Genomic DNA, 18,994 nt, shown 5'->3' with positions numbered 1-18,994 from the left:
CTGGCTCAGTTAAAAAGACAAAAAAAAGCCCAGCTATTAAGCTGGGCTTTTTTAGAAATTCAGTTCTGAAAATTAAGCTACTTTCAGATCAGCAACTTTTTTAGCTGCTTCTTCAGCCATTTCAGTTACTTTTTTACCAGACTCTTCAACAGTAGATACGTAAGCATCTTTAGCAACATTCATTGCTGCAACGCTTTTCTCAGCTGTATCAGTCATTTTAGCTTCAACAGACTTGTAGAACTGAACCTGAAGGTCTAGAGCAGACTTAGGATCTTTGCATTCGCACAAAGTTTTGAACTGTTCAACAGAAGCGTTAGCTAGTTCTTCAACGTATGCTTTCTGAAGAGCAACCAAAGTTTCAACAGTTTTAGTGTTAACTTCAGCAAGAGTCTGCATAGGCTTGAAAAGGTTAGCAACTTCTTGAGTTAGTTCTGGCTTGAAAAAATCAGCAAAAGGATTGTTAACAGCGTTCATAGTTTTTCTCCAAAAGTTTTCTTGCTGCGGTGCAGCAATTGATTGCCCCTAAGATAAAACCTGGACGTTTTTTAGTCAAGAACTTTTTTTGTGCGGTGCACAAAAAAATTAATCTAACGACAATTCTTAACCAAAAAACGATCCAACTGATTAGCAAATGCTTGGCGATCAGATTGATTGAAAGTGCTTGGACCGCCCGTATCAACACCAGAGTTTCGTAAGGTTTCCATAAAGTCACGCATGGAAAGTCTCTGTTTGATATTTTCAGGGGTATACAACTCCCCACGAGGATTTATAGCAACACCCTTTTTTTCAATCACTTCCGCCGCCAGAGGAATATCTTGAGTGACCACCAAATCGCCAACCTCTATTTTCTCCACTATATGATTATCTGCAACGTCAAATCCCTGCGGAACCTGTACGGCATTAATCAATGGTGACGGTGGCGTTGCTAAAAACTGATTAGCAACCAAAGTAACAGGAACTTTCTTGCGCTCAGATGCGCGAAAAAGAATCTCTTTAATTACTTTAGGGCAAGCATCGGCATCAACCCAGATATGCATAAATCTCCTCAACCTCTTTTAGAATAAAACCTCAGTGTGACAATAATACTTCACTCACAAACAACATTAAGAATATAACGGAAGAAACTGCATTAAATTTTCTTAATATGGGTGACCAACAGACACTTAAGTCATCCCATTCACGCGCAGCATCTCGATGCACCGCCATGGTGCATCTGTCCAGGATGACTCACAAATAGACTCTCCAACCAATACTCTATGCTAAGAGAACCGTTTTAATCATTACCTGCAAAACAGCCTCAAGACCAAAGGACATGCACCTTAAAAGACCCGACTAAAAATACTGGCTTAAGTTTTGCAGTGTAATTAATCATTAAAAATAGCGACAGAGTAAAAGCAATTTCTTAATTAAGTCTCTGTAGCTATTAAAAGTAACGACGAATGAAAGCCCGTTATCTGTGCATATTCTACGTAGAGGAGTAAGTATGTTCCTACTATCTTTCGGTTACAGTACTCTCAGCCGATTATCACTAATCGTCTCTGGAGCCATACTACTTCTCTGTTGGCTATTAATAGTGGCAGCACTCTATTTGGGAGTTCATTCCTCTTTATGGTTACTCATACCGCTTGGCTATTTTCAACTAAGTTATATCCTACTGTGCCAACGTCGCTGGGATGACTTAACCAACGTTATAACTGCATTTGCGAAAAGGGATTTACAGTTTAGATCTCAACATGTCAGTGCCGATAAACCTCTTAGAGAGGCGGTTCTCAATCTCTACAGTATTTCGCGAACGTACGAAGAACTAGATGACCTATCGAACCAACTTTGTAGCGAAATGAAGTTTTCAACAAAAGAACTAGAAAACCTCGCTAATCACACGGCCAATGCAGCCTCTGAACAACAGAACCAACTGATTACCATTGCCAGTGCGTCTGAAGAGATGAGCCAAACCGTTCAAATTATTCGTGATCATGTACAACAAACCTATAGTAGTGCTCAGGATGCGCAAAATTTAAGTGTCTTAGGCACAACGGATGCAGATAAGTTAAGTCACTCTATTTCAGATGTTAGGCATCAATTTGAAGACACATGCGAAAAGATAGAACAGTTATCTCATGAAGCTAAGGATATTCAAGCGTTCGTAAGTACGATTGAAGAGGTTGCCGCTCAAACGAACCTTCTTGCCCTGAATGCTGCTATTGAAGCGGCCCGAGCGGGCGACGCTGGACGCGGGTTTGCTGTTGTAGCAGATGAAGTACGTCAATTAGCGGGTAAAACAGAGACAGCAACAGGTGACATTACACGCTTAGTCACCTCTATGCTGGGCCGGGTTGATGAAGTAACAGATAGCATGTCACAAAGTGAAAACGCACTAAAATCTGGTGCAGATAGTTGCAGTAGTATGCAATCGCTCCTGCAAAAAGTTGAGCAAGGCAGTCACAGCAGCCTCAATCTAATTGAGGAGGTTAACAACTCTATCGACGAACATGCCCATGCAAGCAATGAGCTCAGTGAAAAGTTAACCCATGTTGGCGCTCTCCTACAAGAGCACAGTGAACAAGCTAGCTCTCTGACTGAACTCACGGGCTATCTTGAAAAACTTGCTGACAAAGCTGCAAAACGGGAGGCAAAAGCATGATTGAAGCAAGTATTGTTTCCGGATTACTTATTCTAGTCATCGGCGTTAATTTTTTTCACCGTCAAAAGCTAGCTAAAAGAAGAGCACTCAAGCGACAGCGAGGTATTTCACAACTATCTCAAATCCTAGAGCTCATTCAACGTATACAGCGTCATCGTGGCCTATGTGCTAATTTGTCAGGGGAAAACTTGCTTGAACAACGCCGCCTAAGCCAAGAGATAAACCACATATGGACTCCATTACTCGACACTGACTACGATGGCAATAAAAACAGAATCAAAATCCAGCAGAAAAATTGGCAGAAAATTTGTGACACACCCGAAAATAGTTTTATGCCGCACTGCTTACTTATTGAGAAGCTTCTCTACGAATTAACCATTATCGCCGATACCTGCTCTCTCACCGCGGTAGACCCAAAAGCAGATCACCAAGATATTTGGCAGAATGTTCTACAACGCCCTCATTTTGCAGAAACGCTCGGACGCTTACGCGCTTTGGGGAACAAGGCTGCATCATTAGGCGAATGCCCTGCAGATGTTCGTATTCAATTGCTCTATCAGTTACAAAATTTAAAGCAAAACCCTCTCGACAGGTGCAATACAGGGCCCATTGTCAGCCTAATACAGGATGAAATATTGGCACCCGAAAAAATAGAGATTACCCCGCAGGCTTACTTTACACGTCTAACCCAAGCAATCGATGAACAATTACAAATTACGCGGGAACATTTAAATCAGCTTAATTAACTCACAGCCTAAACTTCTCTTTCTAAGCTGACTCTATTAAGGAAAGGCCTAATCAGGAAAAGGCCTTCTCCTTCCCCCATGACTGCCCTACAATCAACTTTATAGCCTCTAACGGCCCCGAATTAACTCCAATTAACCGCCTAATTGGGACTAATACTTTTTCGGAAAAGATGAACTACTCATGCCTAAATAGATCAAAACCGTAAAATAAGCTCGGCTTTAAGTATGCTCACTAGGCAAACCGCCCCTATATTAACGCATAAGGTAGAACACAAGGATGACATCTCAACATACACCCAAACGTATAGGCCAAGGCATGTGGGCAATTGCTTGGATCCTACTGCTTGCGATGCTCTACCTTTTCTTCGAAGACAAAGTAAAAGAAAAATATAACCCTAATCATAATTTAGTCACCAATAGCAGCGCAGAGGTCACCTTAAAACGTAACCGTTTGGGACACTATGTCGCCCCCGGTGAAATAAATGGCACCCCTGTAATATTCTTACTCGATACAGGCGCGACGACGATTAGTATTCCTGAAGCCGTGGCGGAAAAGATAGGTTTACAAAGGGGTTATCGTTCAGAAGTCAGTACAGCCAACGGGAATATAGATGTCTACCAGAGCCAACTCGACAACGTGCAGCTAGGTGGCATTAAGCTGCACAATATCCGTGGTCATATTAACCCCCATATGGACGGTGAAACCGTACTGCTAGGTATGAGTTTTATGCAGCATTTAGAGATTATACAGAAGGGCAATACCCTGACATTACGAAGATAAACGAAAGCCCCTCATTAATTCTAATATCCTTACCGTTAATCGATGGGAGAAAAGAGCGATGCCTGATATCTACACTTTCAGTGAACTCATAGTACTGCATTTTAATTCGTTTATAAGACCACCAGCCACAAGCAAAACATCTCACTACCCACAACAAACTAACGTAAACTGTTCTTAGCATTAACAACCTAATTTAAAGATAATGTTAACTTTAGTTATCACTAATAGCGTTTTATTGCCCCATTAAATAATATAAACTATAGTGATCATAAGAAGCATAAAAACGGCTTAAGGTAAACTTTACTATGCAACCGACCGATAATGCTTCACTTGAAGCGATACTTGAATCAATTGGGCAAAACCTCAATCAAATTCGCCTCAAACAGAATATCAGCAACGAAGATCTTGCAGAAAAGGCTGGCGTAAGTCGTGTAACACTCTCCAAACTATGGAAAGGTGCGCCGATTAAGTTCGATACGCTACTTCGTGTTATTCGGGCAATGGGCCGCATGGATCTGATTCATCCCCTACTCGTTCCCCCTGAAGACACGCCAATGGAACGCTTAAGCACCCATAATGTTAGTCAATCAGAGCACCCACGCCTAAGAGTTAGAAAGCAGCGTAGCTCTCGACTCACTGAGCGTATGGCAAAACGAAAGAAGGGAAGACACCTTTCTAAAGCCCCTGCAGCTAAACCTAGAAGCGCTCGGAGGTAGGAATATAAAATGGACGTTACAGTTAAGGTCAGTATGTGGGGAGCCCTTGTAGGCGCCGTCACATTTGAAAATGGCATAGGAAGTTTTCAGTATTCCCAAGAATGGATAGATACAGGGTTGGAAATAAGCCCCCTAAAAATGCCGCTTTCATCACAAGTCTATCGATTCCCTGAACTAATTCGCACGAAATCATTTAACGGATTGTGTGGTTTGGTAGCTGATAGTTTGCCGGAAAAGTTTGGTAATAAGATTCTGTCTCAGTACTTAGCCAAACAAGGTCGCTCATTCGATGATATGAGTGCTGGTGAACGTTTATGTTATTTGGGTAGTCGTGGTATGGGGGCATTGGAATATACGCCGGACTACGGTGAAGAGGATCTAACAGAGAGCATCCCCATCGATATTCATGAGTTAGTCGATGTGGCGCAAAAGGTTCTCTCTAAAGCCAACACTGATAAGGCCAACATCAAAGATGATGGACTAGAAGCGTTAGTACAAATCGGTACTTCTGCTGGTGGCGCTAAAGCTAAAGCGGTTATTGCTTGGAATGAAGAGACAGGAGAAGTCAGATCGGGTCAAGGAGAAGCACCAAAGGGCTTTACCCATTGGCTGATCAAGTTTGATGAAATTGAGAATGAAGAGTTAGCCACCGCGCATCAAATAGGTCGTATCGAATATGCCTATCACCTCATGGCTCTAGACGCGGGTATCGATATGGAACGATGTGAGCTAATGGAAGACGAAAACAAAGCACATTTCATGACTCAGCGTTTTGACCGATCGGACACAGGCGATAAGTTTCACGTACAAACATTCTGCGGTATCGCTCATGCTGATAGAGACCCGCCAGGGCAAATAGGTTACGAAAGCTTATTCACTACGATAAGACAGTTGGGCCTAGGCCAAGAAGCGCTTAATGAAATGTTTCGCCGTATGGTATTTAACATTTGCGCTAGAAATCAGGGTGATCATACGAAGAACCATGCATTCATGATGGACGCTGAAGGTGAATGGTATCTCACACCAGCATACGATCTATGTTTTTCCTATAAACCTGGCAACAAGTTCATTGAAACTCACCAAATGAGCTGTAATGGCAAACGGGATAACTTCGTACTGAGTGATCTATTGGAAGCTGCCGCTTCGGCTGATATAAAGAATCCGCAAAAAATCATTAACGAGGTACAAGCGGCAACATATAAATGGAAAGAGTTTTCAAAAGAGGCAGGCTTATCTTCTAAAGAGATCGATGCGATAGGGAAATTATTTAGAAGGTTTAAAGTCTCATAAGGAGGCTATGAAACAGGTCATGAGAACGCCTTTGTTTGTCTTGTACGGTTATTTGGGTATTTTCCAGTGACTATTTATACGGTCACCCGCCAAATAGCCTTAGAAGGGATTTTATAAAGCCAACAATATAGAGCACATTAAAAACAACACTCCTAGATAATAATATATATCTTAATCAGCTCCCGCCTACGGATTTCATCTCATAAGGATTATTAAATTAAACCCCTATTAGTATTAGCGTCCTCTTTTACACTTGCTGCGCTTCTTACCGGTTGCGGAGCCTCCTTATTCCACCAGCCCAACAAAAGCTAGAAAATAAGGTCAGTGCCATTCAGACCCGCTATTCCAATGCATCTGAATTAGATAAAGATCAGATTGAGAAGGATTTCAAAAGCTTTTGAAATCGACCGACCATAAAGCCAATAAATGGGTAATCATTGTTGATGAGGTGGAGATAGGTAGAACCGATGTGGAAATCACTTCAAAACAGGTGGGCTTTGAAGTCATTTTAGAGATCGTTGTTAAAGATGCCTTTAACTTAGCGAGATCCATCCAATCTGGCGATAAAATCGTTTTTTCTGACAACCTAGGCCGTGAACGCTCCTTTATAATTGGAGGGATGATGGATGAACCTGAGTTTAAGTTAAAGCCAATCTACTTTGCGAAAAGTGAATGGTCAGCGACTCAAAACCGCCAAAGCAAAGAGAAAGAAGTTATTGCTGAATCCAAAACTGAAAAGGTCGTTCAGGCAGTCGCAACTAACAAGCCAGAAACTCCCGTAAAGACTGCACAGAACAAGGGGAGTTTTTCACCTATCAAACCCTCAATGAGCGTTGATGCACTAACAAGTAATTTCCCAGCAAACGTATGTAAAGATATCTGCACTGAATGGGATACTAAAACATCAGGGACCATTCGCTGTAAGATTAATAAAACATGGGGCAGCACAGAATATAAGTTCTTCTATAGCGATAAGAGTCAAGTAGGCGGTTACTCGTATTTCAACGTCACCATCATTCCAAACAAACCGAACACATACAGCACTTCAGAAGCAAAACGTGCGGGTCAACTGTTCTATGAAATGACTCTAGCAATGGGAGGTAGTAAAGAGAGTGCAGAGTTTAATAAAAACTATGCTTCAAATTTGAGTTACATTGACTATAAAACAAAGGATCTAATGATCCCTCAAGCTGGTGGTTTCGAGTTGAGTCCGTTTTATGATCCAAACGGTTATGATATTCCAAATCGATACAAGCTAACACTGAACCGCCCTCCTTCACCGTAAGAAATAGCAAAGCAAGGAAGCATCTAATTTGAATGACAGAGAAATAACGCGGGGTAACTGATTGTGCATACACTAAGAAAGATCTTTATATTTGCAATGGTTTACCCTGCGGTGGGTTATATCACGATCTTCTTCTGCTCATTATTTCTTGAGCCAATTAGCTGGCTCGCTGAATTTGATTACGATCTATGGGATTCGTTAGTGTTTCTGAGCAATCAACCTCCCCTGCCGGTCTATCTCGCATCATGTGCCGTAGGCTGGTTCACTATGAGCCTATTACCCAGTTTTCAACCGATCTATGTGGTTAATCATGAGGAAAGGTGATTCACCTTGTAATAGCGACCAGCGCGAGCCTTGAAAAAGCCCCTTCTATCGCACCTTCCAAGCTCATATATTTACACAGAATCACTTATTAACCCTATTAACGCCCTCACCACTTCTCTCAACTGCCGCATAAGCTGTTTACGTCCCTGCCCTTGCTGTTCCAGCACAGACCAACTTTTTTGTTGTAGGTTGCGCTCCACCAGCAATACAAAATCATTATTTTCTAACAATTGGTTTAGTTTTTTATCGTCTAGCTTATCTAAGAAAGCCAACAATAGTTTGTGGATAGCATAAGCACAGCTTTCATAACTACGGTTATGCTGACAAAAGGCGACAAGGTCAGAATGATCATGCTCTGTAAGTTCTGGAACATAACCCGCGTGTTGTAAAAGACCGCATACGATCGATGCTTCTAAATCCGTAAGGTCATCACTCAAACGATAATTAAGTTGCTCAACAAAGCGCTGCCGAAGCGGCTGCTGAAGCTGTTTCGAAATCGGGGTCTGCGCGGCCATCACCACCGCAGCATGGCTACCACTAACGCTGTCTCTTGTAGACCCTAATCTAACCGTTTCAAAACCATTGTGTTGCCAAAAATCTAACAGGTCCGGACTAGCCGCGAAGCTCGCCCCTAAATAATCCCAGCCCATATCTGGGGCTTCATTCATAATGGCTTTTAACAGAAGAGAACCTAAACCTTTTCGCTGAAGTGCTGGGTGGATTGCAATGCGCATAATCCGCCCAGCTTTAAGACTTGCGGCCGCTTTAGCTCCTTCTTGAGCGACAAGCGTTTGCGGTAAAAGATGACCCCGCGGCCTTCTCTCACCAGACCAAATCGCCTCAATCAACTCCTCCTGTAGGGGGCCCTCTTCCGCCACCAAAATTGCACCAGCTATCTGGTTATCTATTTTTAATAGCCAAACATGCAGGTTGGGACTGTCCAAGAGCACTCTAAGGTCGCCTGGGGAAGTCCTATAATGCGCTAAGACTAATAAGCCAAACAGCTGCCCCAAACTATCGTAATTTTCAATTAGCTGATCACGATTCAGTTTCTCAATCACTGGAACTTGATCAAGTTTACTCTGAGCATCAAAAGAGGATATAAGGGCATTTCCATCTGCTGCATCGGCATTCAACATAAGCAGATTAAATACGAGCTGCTCTAATGGATCACTATCAGCCCAACGAATCGGCTGCTTTAAATGATGACCTTTCCAATTGGGCGTTTCATTCTCAAGCACTTGCTTAAAGCGCACGCTAAACCCTTGGCCCGTACCTTCATAGCCGTGAATGGTTGAAGCAAAGGCGATACGAGGGAAACGTTTTAACAACTTAGTTAACACCGGTACAGGAATAGCAGCGGCTTCATCCACAAGTAAAACCTGACCTTCGCCTGACTCCCTTATTGCCACTTCAGGCTCAACAAAGCGAATACTATGATCACCGTTGCAAAGCAGTCCTTTACTGTATTCATAATCAGGTAAAAGCTGATGAGCCATTAAGAAGATCTCTTCAGCCGCTGCATACTCAGGTGCAGTTACGACTATCTGTTCGTAATCCAAGCCGGAAAGCTGAGCTGCGGCAATACCCAATGCTACAGACTTACCTCGTCCTCTATCCGCAGTCAGTACAACGGGACGACGACCGCGCCTAAACTGGCTTAAAATCAACTCAACCGCATGCTGTTGATCTACAGTTTTATTGGGCAATATGGGTTCGATGGTTTGCGAGCTTGGCAACTCAATGTTTGGCAGCTCAATCTCAATACCTGAAGTGACTTCACGCTCCCGGTAGATAACTGTATAAGCATCATCTTCCAGCAACATAGTCACACGGCTAATAAAACGACGCCCGGCATCGGTCGATGCATAAGGGTAAGCAACTAAATTTTCATGTTCGGGGTCATCATAATCAGGCCATAGCGCCAAATCAGGACAAAGAAGCACCAGTAACCCACCACCGGTAAGCGCACCACTCACCTGCCCAAAACTATTGGGGTTAAACCCATCCCACGCATTAAAAACCAGCGACGATACTGACCGACCTAAAAGCTGGTGAGTTTTAGAAGCGGGTAGCGGTTGTATCCCTTCGGGTGCATGAGTACCCACCCAAACAGCACCTGAGAGCGACTTTAATGCATTGACTTGCGCTTCGCACCAATCAAAGGAACCACTCACCACTAATAAACGACGGTGATTATGACGTTCAGCATCTTCTTGTAGGTGAGTGATAATCGAGTGCATAGCAGCCATAATCTTTCTCTAATAAAGGAAACGATTTACATTAAATTTAGTATCAATCTTTTTCATAAAAAAAGCTGGATATACAATGATAATTCTAAAGAACTATCTATGCGTATCCAGCCTCTCAAAACACCGAACGATCTAATATTATTTACACTGAGTAAGTCACAGAAGGCTCAACACTGTTTTCAGCAAAGGCCACATACCGATCACCACCCTCATTTATAGCTGTTTGAAGTTGATCATTAGCCACTTCAAAAAGGCGCTCTGCAGTAAGTAAGCTAGATGGCTGTAATGTAGCAACACCTACACTGATGGCTACCTTACCCTCACCCTTTAATGATTCATTCGGTAGATCTAATTCCCTAATAGTGGAACAGCAACGTTTTGCGAGCTGAACAACTAACTCATTGGTTGAAGGCAGAATAAAACCGAACAGATTATGATCTAAATGAGCAATCATATCTCCTGGACGCCCTACACATGATTTTAGTGCCCCAGAAACCTGCAACAGAAGGTCATCTGCAGCCTCAATACCATAGCGTTCACTATACGGGTTGAAATCGTCAATACGTATCAGAATCATTGTTAAAGGAGAAAAATCACGTACTGCGCGGCCACACTCAATAGCTAGGGCTTCATCAAAATGGAGCCGATTAACCAAACCGGTTAAAGGGTCATTACTACTGGTTTCAGTTATTCTTTCAGTTAACTCAGCATGTTCACTTTTCAAAGAGTTAAGGTGCTGACCAATACGTCTTAAATATGAAGCTATCAAGAAAGAGAGCAGCAAACCTGTGAGCAGAAAAAGAGCCGAGGTATAGCTCATTTTTTCAGACAGATAAGCCTCTGTCGCTATAAACTGTAGCTTCAACGCCGTATCTGGTAACAGATCGATTTCATGAAAAACGATGGCATCATTCGCTAGATCATTTTTCTCAATAGAAAAGAGCGTTGTATTGCTATCCACCGACAGATCAATAGCAATCTCAGAAACCAATATATTCAACAAACTTGATTGAATGATTGATTCTAAATCAATGAGCACCACTAACCGCCCTTCTGGGCTTAAACCATCTTTAGAGGAAACAAAAGCATACGGCTTTTGATCCACTAAAACAGCCAGCGAACTAGATGGGCTACTGACCGACTTTGCTATTTCATTAAGTGCACTTTGTAATTGCGGTTCGGTTTTCAGAATGTCTTCTTTGCCAAGCGACACCGTGATAGCGGCATCTTTGTTTACATCCATAGCATTAGGAAGCCAAATCACAGAATTGATCGCTTTGTTACGGCTAGCAATACGTTTAGCCGCCGCGCTAAAGTTCTCAGCACTAGCGCTATCAACCGAATAAAAGTAGGCCTGCAAGGAATCTAAACTGTATAAGCTCTGGGTAAGTTGCTGTTGAAATAATGCTGAATCTTGAGCCGTTTTAACATTGAACTCCTGAATCGCTACATCCCGCTCCTGCTTAAACATAAATAGAAAAATAAGCAGTGAAAATAAAATGCCACAAACAGCAAAAAGAATCGCTATATCAAATCGTTTTTTCGTTTCTACCGAAGTCGGCATGACGTCTGTAACAGACATTAAAAAGCTCCGAATAATCAATCAGTAAGGTTCTATAAAACCTAGTTATTACTGCAACGATAGTGCACCCTAAGGGTTTTTGCCAGCATTTCCTTAATCAAGGATTAAAGGGTAATAAGGTTGGAGACAATGCAAATCAAACTTAGGATAAACATAATCAGAATGAGGGCCTGATGGAATGATGTCTGATATAGTAACCCCCTCATTTATTCGGGTAGGTAAGCTATGGCTAAGGCCGCTAAAAAAATTGCTATTTTTGTCGATGTGCAAAACATCTATTACACCACCCGACAAGCCTTCGGGTCCCCGTTTAATTTCCGCAAATTTTGGAAGATCATTAGTCAAGAAGGCGAGATCACTCAAGCCTTTGCTTACGCTATAGAAAGCAACAATGACGGACAGCGAAAGTTTCAAGATGCCCTTCGCCATATTGGCTTTGATGTAAAACTCAAACCTTATATCCAACGTAAAGATGGTTCAGCTAAAGGTGATTGGGATGTCGGTATTACTATCGATATCATGGAACACGCGCCTGATGTAGATACCGTTATTTTGTTATCCGGTGATGGAGATTTTGACTTATTGTTAAAGAAAGTCCGCCAGAAATACGGTGTCACTACAGAGGTTTATGGCGTACAAGCACTCACCGCTAAATCTCTGATTAATGCGACTGACATCTATAAACCTATCTTGCCGCAACTGCTTGTTTGTTAAAAACAACCTATTAGAAAGAATTCACTAAACCTAAGTTGGCATATTCAATGTTGCTTAAGATAAAGGTTGCTTGAGATTAATGTTGACTCAATAGAAAGCCAACTGACATACTAATCCCATGATGGTTACTTCTAACACCCAAGACACAGGTCTACTCTTCTCTCATACACTGCGACGCCGTGTATCGATTGCCTGTGCCTATTTAGGTGTTGATACCCGACGACGCTAAACAAAAGCGTATCACCACTTTAAAAGCCGCAGGTTAACCCCCTGCGGTTTTTTTATGCCTGAAAAAAGCATCCCGCTTCATAGAAGCTCATAACTGAGTATCCAGAAGCAATACCCTCAAAAAGCATGCTGTCCACTTAAAAAAGCTAGTTTACAGCAAGCTTTACAGCGACTTATACAGCAACGGAGCAAATACAATGAACAAAAAAATGCTAAGCGAAAAGATAGAAGCGGCGAAGGAAATGCAGAAACACCTTATGCCAATCACCCCTAGACCCGAGATCTATTTCCATAAAGGGGAAGGACATTATCTTTACGATCAAACAGGTAAGGCTTATTTAGACCTTGTACAAGGATGGGCGGTTAATACCCTGGGCCATAGTCCAACAATAATACAGCAAGCTCTGCTTCAGCAATCGACGAAACTCATCAACCCAGGTCCTGCGTTTTATAACTTACCCATGTTAGAACTCGCCAACACCCTTTGCCAACACTCAGTATTCGACCAAGTATTTTTTGCTAACAGCGGCGCTGAAGCCAATGAAGGGGCGATTAAACTTGCACGGAAATGGGGACAAAAACAGAAACAAGGAGCCTATAAAATAATCACTTTTGAGAAAGGCTTTCACGGGAGAACCTTAGCCACGATGTCTGCCACAGGAAAAGACTCATTTGCACCCCTATTTGAACCTAAAGTCAGCGGATTTAAAAAAGTCCCTTTCAATCAGTTAGAAGCGACAGAATCGGCTATCGATTCTAGTACCGTGGCAATCATGCTGGAACTCGTACAAGGTGAAGCGGGGGTTATTCCAGCAGATCCCAACTTTGTTGAAGGCTTACAACAACTCTGTAAAAAACATAACTTGCTATTGATTATCGATGAAGTTCAAACAGGCATAGCCAGAACCGGTAGTTTATTCGCCTATCAACACTACAATATTCAACCGGATATCATGACACTAGGTAAAGGCTTAGGTGGAGGTATGCCTATATCAGCGCTATTAACCAATACGCAGACCAGCTGTTTTGATTATGGTGATCAAGGCGGTACGTTTAATGGTAACCCTGTTATGTGCGCTGTTGCCCAAGCCGTTTTAGCAACGGTTCTTCAACCTAACTTTATTCCACACATAAATACCATCAGTAGCTATTTAAAACATGGTTTAGATAAACTAAGCGCTGATTTCAGCCTCGGAGAGGTAAGAGGCAAAGGACTGTTAATCGCACTGGATACAAACACTGTTTCCGCAACCTCCATTGTTGAGCGCGCAAGAGAGCAAGGCTTATTACTCAATGCACCTAACATACAAACCTTAAGATTCATGCCGGCACTCACCATTACAGAATCAGAAATTGATACAGCGATAGAGCAATTAAGGCACGTATTAACCCACCTTAAGACTCAAAGGTGTGGATAACGATACCCTGCTATATAATCTTGGGAATTTAAGAAGACTGTAATAAATTGGCTCTCACCCTGTGAAGTAGCCACCCCTTATATCAAGAAGGACAAAGGATGTTTTTAAAGAAGTTAGAAGGCGGAGAATTTCGCTTTGGCGAAGGACGTATTAGCGGCTATATCGCCGTGGCATTAGCGGTATTAAGTCTACTTGGGGTACTGGCGTTTCACTTCCCCCAATACTTAACTACACCGGACCTACGTGCCGCTTATGATGTCGATCTGATCCGTTGGATTATGTTCATATCGCTGATTATTTCAGGCAGTTTAGGATTACTCAATTTCGTGCGTAATACCAATAAACGTGCAGGGTTGATCGCCTGGGTTCTAATTACAATTGCCATTGCCTTTGGGGGCCACAGGGTAGAAGTTACCGACTTTGAGCAAAGTAATACTTACTTAGGGCTCGACTGGTTTATCTTAGATTTACTCGGTTCAACCCTGATTTTTGTTTTCATCGAGAAGATCATTCCTCACAGAAAACAAGCGATTCTACGACCTGAATGGCAAACAGACCTTCATCACTTCTTTGTTAATCACTTGATTGTAGGCTTTGTATTACTTGCTGCGAATCAATTTGTATCTAACGCATTTGGTTGGGCCGTGGAACGAGGATCCCAAGAATGGGTGCAGAATTTTAACTGGATTAGTCAGTTACTCTTAGTGCTATTAGTCGCGGACCTCGTTCAATATGCACTGCACCGCATCTATCACGAAGTGCCTTACTTCTGGCGCTTTCATGCCATCCATCACAGCGCTAAAAGCATGGACTGGTTGGCAGGTTCACGACAACATATAGCTGAGCTGACACTTACACGTTGCTGCGTTCTAGCCCCTATCTTTGTACTAGGTTTTGATAAAAGTGTGATCGACGCTTATATCATTATCGTTGGTTTCCAAGCTGTACTTAACCATACGAATGCTCAGATAAATTTTGGCTGGCTGAAATACATCATAGTGACACCGCAGTTCCATCACTGGCATCATTCATCAGATAAAGCCGCTATTGATCGTAACTACGCAGCGCACTTTGCCTTTATCGATTATATTTTTGGCACCGCTGTTAAAGGACAAAAAGAGTGGCCTGAAGCCTATGGAGTGGTGGGCGATTATGTCCCTGAAGGCTGGGTAAAACAGCAGATATTTCCATTAAAAGCCAATAAGTAAGCATCAACAATCTCAACAACCACAGACTGTTGAGATATAACGTTTTGATGATCTAACCAAAAGAGCCCTAAGTCTAAGCTAGGGCTCTTTTATTCACAGAATAATGCCTTTTTTTACAAGCTGGCAAACTAAGCTTACAAGTATAATCTAGTAAGCAAAAACCTCATTATCACTTGCTCATAAGCTCTTTCGCTAAAACAGCGCCCAACTCTTTGACTTTACTTTCCTGCTCAGGATCGACCATTCCGCCCTCATCATTAAAGGCTTTGAAAGCTGCGGCAACCGCTTGCTGTTGGGGTAAAACAACAACCCCTATATTTCCTAATAACATGCGCAAAAACACCAAACCCCGCATCCCCCCTAAACCACCTGGGGAAGCTGACATAATTACAGCATATTTGCCCTTATAAGCACTGAGCGGAGGTTCATTCTCTTCGGTAGAGCGTGATGCCCAATCAATTGCATTTTTAAGTAAAGGACTAAAGGCACTATTATATTCAGGTGAAGCGATCAATAAGCCATCATGTTGGAGCAGTAGATCTTTAAAAGCTTTAGCCTGCGCATCCACTCCCTTTTCAGCTTCATCATCCTGATTAAAAAGCGGCATAGGGTAATCTCCTAAATTAATCACCGTTACCTCAGCCCCCGCCTCTTGCGCTCCTTTAGCCGCTACATTCACAAGTTTCTGGTTATAAGAATCTTCACGGGAACTGCCAGAAAATGCCAGAATTTTAGCCATGTGCACCTCACCTATAGAAATAATTTAGACAACCGACAACAGCATACTAGGTTAATAGCAACCCAATAGTAATACCCACTACTTTTAATACTGTTAACTTACGCCTCTAACTCTCGCTGCTTTAAAGCTAACTGCTCGGTTTGCATCTCTTCAAGAATCCAGTCCCTAAAGGCCTGCATACTCTGTGTTAATGGACGACCTTGCTGATACACCAAGTAAAAAGATTTATGAGTATCAAGTGAGATATCAAAAGGACACACAAGCTGCCCATACTCTAATTCACGTTCAGCCAAACCTCTATCAGCTAAGGCGATACCTAACCCCTCCATCGCAGCACCTAATGCTAGCGATGTGCTTGAAAACGTCATGTTTCTTGCTTTATCAGTTTTATTCACGCCAACCTGCTGAAACAAAGACTGCCACTCCTTATCCCGTTTCGATATATGAATAAGGGTATATTGCAAAAGGTCCTTGGCTGATTTTATCTCGCTGTTCCCCTCTAACAGTTTGGGGCTGCATACGGGTACAGAGTGTACCTTTCGAAGATGATGACAGTGCAGATCTGGCCAATTTCCATCACCATAAAAAACCGCCATATCCATATCGCTATAACGAAAGTCGATCTGCTTCATAGAGGCCGTTAAGCGTAATTCAACATCTGGATTCAAAGACTGAAAGTGGTTAATTCTTGGCACTAACCATCGGGTTAAAAATGCAGGAGCGACACTGAGGTTTACCGCGCCCGTATTAGGCGTGGTCATTAATTTATGAGTCGCTTCACCTATTTCATCAAGTGCAGATCTAATCGACAAAAGATAACGCTCACCTGCCGGTGTTAAATCAACCCGACGCTTAATACGCTCAAACAGCGCTATGCCTAAAAACTCCTCAAGGGTTTTCACTTGATGGCTAATCGCAGAGGGGGTAACAAAAAGCTCCTCCGCTGCTTTATTAAAACTGCCATGCCTTGCTGCTGCTTCAAAGCTACGCAGAGCATTTAGAGGTGGTAAGCGCCTGATAACATTCCCCAAAAAACCAATAGATGAGATTTATTCACCTATTTAGTGAATAACTGTCGTTTGCCTAAGCATCTTTTAGACTTTAGTATGCATCCTATCGTTAAGCAACAAGTGATTTGTTTTTCTTAAATTACAGTAGGTTATATAAATTTAACTGTAATAATTAAGCCTCATTCATTTTGTTCGATTGGCGGAACTTCTTTTTTGTTTACGAATTTGTTGATTTATATTGGTGTATTTATGAAAAACGGACAGGAAATATCAGTACGTCTTACCGCTTCTGGTGATGTTGATACAGCGTATTATATTGCTCAAGCTCAAGAAGAGCGTAGCGAAGTTATTGCAGCTGCTTTTAAGTCATTGAATGCCTTTGTTAAGAAAATGCTGAGCTTTTCCCATTCCAACCTTCTAACGGTGCCTAAATACACGCACTAAATTCTAGTTTGTTACATCCTGTTATTTTGCCCGCTTTTTTAAGCGGGCTTTTTTATGCCTATTACATAGAAAAAGCACATAGAAACGTTACTTCCCTTTAAGCTTCTCAAATTCCTCCATGGCGTTGTTTGCCACCTGATAACTAGACTGACTCAAAGACACTGATGCACCACAATCAGGGTTACTACAATTAAAGCTTGACCCCTGAAGTAAAAGCTTAGCATCTATAAATATTTTCCCACCACAATCGGGACATTGAATTTCATTATAATCCTTCATTTTCATGTACTCCTTATTTATAACAGGCCTTCTTTTTAAAAGTGCCTGTCCTTATAAAAAAAGAAATTAAAAGTGCCTGTCCTTATAAAAAAAGAAAAGCCCCTGCCCCTATTCATTCTAGCCTGAATTGACAACCTAATTCTCCAGCCCTAAGATCAATCAACCCTCTATGCTAAACATCGATAAAAGGATTTACCGATGACACGCCCAAGAAAGGAACTCGTATCCGTTCAAGATACGCCCTATTATCACGTCGTCTCACGTTGCGTACGCCGCTCATTTCTCTGTGGCAAAGACCCTGTAACCGGCCAAGACTATGAATACCGCCGCCAATGGATAGAAGATCGTATACGTATCCTCTCTTCCCTATTTTCGATTGATATCTGCGCTTACGCAGTCATGTCTAACCACCTTCATATCGTCGTAAAACTTCGCCCAGGCGAAATAGACTGTTGGTCAGATAAAGAGATAGTTAATCGTTGGATCTGTTTATTCAAAGGACCTTTACTGATACAGAAATGGCTCGCGGATGAAAGTCTAAGCGAAGCCCAATTAAACTGTGTTAATGACATCATCAAGGTCTACCGTAAACGTCTAGCCAGCCTGAGTTGGTTTATGAAATGTCTAAATGAACCTATCGCACGGCAAGCCAATCAAGAAGACAAGTGCACCGGCCACTTCTGGGAATCCCGCTTTAAATCACAAGCCTTAGTCACAGAAGAAGCTCTACTCTCTTGCATGACCTACGTAGATTTGAACCCCGTTCGTGCCAACATGGCAGCCACACCCGAAGAATCCGACCACACCAGCATAAAGGAACGGCTTAAACCTCAGTTCGACCTAACATCAGCGATAGAGTCACAAAAAGAACTACTTGCCCTGAGACACTTTCACTCGACCGTCAAACCTTTAGCAACGTTTGAAGGAGATGTAAGGAACGGGGAACAAAATGGAATCCTCTTCAGACTCACAGACTATTTAGAATTAGTCGACATGACGGGGCGAATCCTAAGAGATGACAAACGTGGAGCCATCTCCGCCCACCTACCACCGATACTCGAAAGACTAGAATTAAACACCGAAGAGTGGCTCAACAACGCCACCCAATTTGAAAAGCTTTATCTAAAGAAGTTTGCTAGGAAACGACGAACAGTCTCAGCGGCGTAACATCGCTCTAAACCCAGAAGAATAAAAACAAGAACCACCAGCAGCAAGAATAATCAGCGGGAGCGCTGAAGAAGGCTATCGGTCTAAAAACGGTCTAAACGCACAAATAGCTCATTAAATTACCCACCTAACCAATCCTACCTCGCAACCGGAAAAATACACATGCATCA

At 42.4% G+C, this 18,994-nt stretch carries 19 protein-coding genes; 12 read left to right on the top strand and 7 right to left on the bottom strand.

Features of this window, described 5'->3' with window-relative positions; all coding sequences use genetic code 11:
- Nucleotides 1-72 precede the first annotated feature (72 nt).
- Together B4K11_RS18430 and B4K11_RS18425 are read right to left on the bottom strand one after the other, a co-directional pair.
- Entirely contained in the window at nt 73-474 is a 402-nt protein-coding gene (locus B4K11_RS18430; RefSeq protein ID WP_292954262.1) for a phasin family protein, read from the bottom strand.
- 113 nt (nt 475-587) lie between these two features.
- A complete protein-coding gene (locus tag B4K11_RS18425; protein ID WP_292954265.1) occupies nt 588-1,037 on the bottom strand; it encodes a YaiI/YqxD family protein in 450 nt (149 codons plus the stop codon).
- Nucleotides 1,038-1,483: 446 nt separating this feature from the next.
- Here B4K11_RS18425 and B4K11_RS18420 point away from each other — a divergent pair, with 446 nt between their 5' ends.
- From B4K11_RS18420 to B4K11_RS18390, 7 genes are all read left to right on the top strand, one after another.
- Complete coding sequence (locus B4K11_RS18420) at nt 1,484-2,641, top strand: methyl-accepting chemotaxis protein (RefSeq protein WP_292954268.1); 1,158 nt, start codon at nt 1,484-1,486, stop codon at nt 2,639-2,641.
- Complete coding sequence (locus tag B4K11_RS18415; RefSeq protein WP_292954271.1) at nt 2,638-3,387, top strand: hypothetical protein; 750 nt, start codon at nt 2,638-2,640, stop codon at nt 3,385-3,387. The genes B4K11_RS18420 and B4K11_RS18415 overlap by 4 nt, the downstream gene beginning before the upstream one ends.
- Nucleotides 3,388-3,664: 277 nt before the next feature.
- A complete protein-coding gene (locus tag B4K11_RS18410; protein ID WP_292954274.1) occupies nt 3,665-4,168 on the top strand; it encodes a retropepsin-like aspartic protease family protein in 504 nt (167 codons plus the stop codon).
- Between the two features lie 305 nt (nt 4,169-4,473).
- Complete coding sequence (locus B4K11_RS18405; RefSeq protein WP_292954277.1) at nt 4,474-4,884, top strand: helix-turn-helix domain-containing protein; 411 nt, start codon at nt 4,474-4,476, stop codon at nt 4,882-4,884.
- Nucleotides 4,885-4,893: 9 nt separating this feature from the next.
- Nucleotides 4,894-6,174: a type II toxin-antitoxin system HipA family toxin gene (locus tag B4K11_RS18400; protein ID WP_292954280.1), complete on the top strand. Its 1,281-nt coding sequence runs from the start codon at nt 4,894-4,896 to the stop codon at nt 6,172-6,174.
- Between the two features lie 397 nt (nt 6,175-6,571).
- Nucleotides 6,572-7,459, top strand: a complete 888-nt coding sequence (locus B4K11_RS18395) for a hypothetical protein (RefSeq protein ID WP_292954283.1) — start codon at nt 6,572-6,574, stop codon at nt 7,457-7,459.
- Nucleotides 7,460-7,522: 63 nt separating this feature from the next.
- Nucleotides 7,523-7,783: a hypothetical protein gene (locus B4K11_RS18390; RefSeq protein WP_292954286.1), complete on the top strand. Its 261-nt coding sequence runs from the start codon at nt 7,523-7,525 to the stop codon at nt 7,781-7,783.
- A 71-nt stretch (nt 7,784-7,854) separates the two neighbouring features.
- On the opposite strand, the gene B4K11_RS18385 is transcribed toward B4K11_RS18390, so the two are convergent.
- Together B4K11_RS18385 and B4K11_RS18380 are read right to left on the bottom strand one after the other, a co-directional pair.
- Nucleotides 7,855-10,035, bottom strand: a complete 2,181-nt coding sequence (locus tag B4K11_RS18385) for a tRNA(Met) cytidine acetyltransferase TmcA (RefSeq protein WP_292954289.1) — start codon at nt 10,033-10,035, stop codon at nt 7,855-7,857.
- A gap of 142 nt (nt 10,036-10,177) precedes the next feature.
- The gene (locus B4K11_RS18380; protein ID WP_292954292.1) at nt 10,178-11,617 is read right to left on the bottom strand and encodes a GGDEF domain-containing protein; all 1,440 of its coding nucleotides are present in this window, start codon (nt 11,615-11,617) and stop codon (nt 10,178-10,180) included.
- Between the two features lie 225 nt (nt 11,618-11,842).
- Here B4K11_RS18380 and B4K11_RS18375 point away from each other — a divergent pair, with 225 nt between their 5' ends.
- From B4K11_RS18375 to B4K11_RS18365, 3 genes are all read left to right on the top strand, one after another.
- Nucleotides 11,843-12,331: an NYN domain-containing protein gene (locus tag B4K11_RS18375; protein WP_292954295.1), complete on the top strand. Its 489-nt coding sequence runs from the start codon at nt 11,843-11,845 to the stop codon at nt 12,329-12,331.
- 425 nt (nt 12,332-12,756) lie between these two features.
- Nucleotides 12,757-13,977, top strand: coding sequence for an acetylornithine transaminase (locus B4K11_RS18370; protein ID WP_292954298.1), 1,221 nt, complete (start codon nt 12,757-12,759; stop codon nt 13,975-13,977).
- 98 nt (nt 13,978-14,075) lie between these two features.
- Nucleotides 14,076-15,185, top strand: a complete 1,110-nt coding sequence (locus tag B4K11_RS18365) for a sterol desaturase family protein (RefSeq protein WP_292954301.1) — start codon at nt 14,076-14,078, stop codon at nt 15,183-15,185.
- Between the two features lie 169 nt (nt 15,186-15,354).
- Here B4K11_RS18365 and B4K11_RS18360 read toward each other — a convergent pair whose 3' ends face one another.
- Together B4K11_RS18360 and gcvA are read right to left on the bottom strand one after the other, a co-directional pair.
- A complete protein-coding gene (locus B4K11_RS18360; RefSeq protein WP_292954304.1) occupies nt 15,355-15,924 on the bottom strand; it encodes an NADPH-dependent FMN reductase in 570 nt (189 codons plus the stop codon).
- A 98-nt stretch (nt 15,925-16,022) separates the two neighbouring features.
- A complete protein-coding gene (gcvA, locus tag B4K11_RS18355; protein ID WP_292954307.1) occupies nt 16,023-16,955 on the bottom strand; it encodes a transcriptional regulator GcvA in 933 nt (310 codons plus the stop codon).
- Nucleotides 16,956-17,183: 228 nt separating this feature from the next.
- On the opposite strand from gcvA, the gene B4K11_RS18350 reads away from it, so the two are divergent.
- Nucleotides 17,184-17,378 (top strand): RSP_7527 family protein, encoded by a 195-nt coding sequence (locus B4K11_RS18350; RefSeq protein ID WP_292954309.1) that lies wholly within the window; start codon nt 17,184-17,186, stop codon nt 17,376-17,378.
- Between the two features lie 87 nt (nt 17,379-17,465).
- Here the strand turns inward: B4K11_RS18350 and B4K11_RS18345 are convergent, their stop codons facing one another.
- Complete coding sequence (locus B4K11_RS18345) at nt 17,466-17,663, bottom strand: hypothetical protein (RefSeq protein ID WP_292959498.1); 198 nt, start codon at nt 17,661-17,663, stop codon at nt 17,466-17,468.
- A gap of 192 nt (nt 17,664-17,855) precedes the next feature.
- On the opposite strand from B4K11_RS18345, the gene B4K11_RS18340 reads away from it, so the two are divergent.
- Nucleotides 17,856-18,824: a transposase gene (locus B4K11_RS18340; protein ID WP_292954315.1), complete on the top strand. Its 969-nt coding sequence runs from the start codon at nt 17,856-17,858 to the stop codon at nt 18,822-18,824.
- The last annotated feature ends 170 nt before the right edge of the window (nt 18,825-18,994 follow it).

The sequence above is a fragment of the Neptuniibacter sp. UBA6509 genome (assembly GCA_002435145.1).
GTDB lineage: Bacteria > Pseudomonadota > Gammaproteobacteria > Pseudomonadales > Balneatricaceae > Neptuniibacter.
This window is presented reverse-complemented; position numbering and strand designations above follow the sequence as displayed.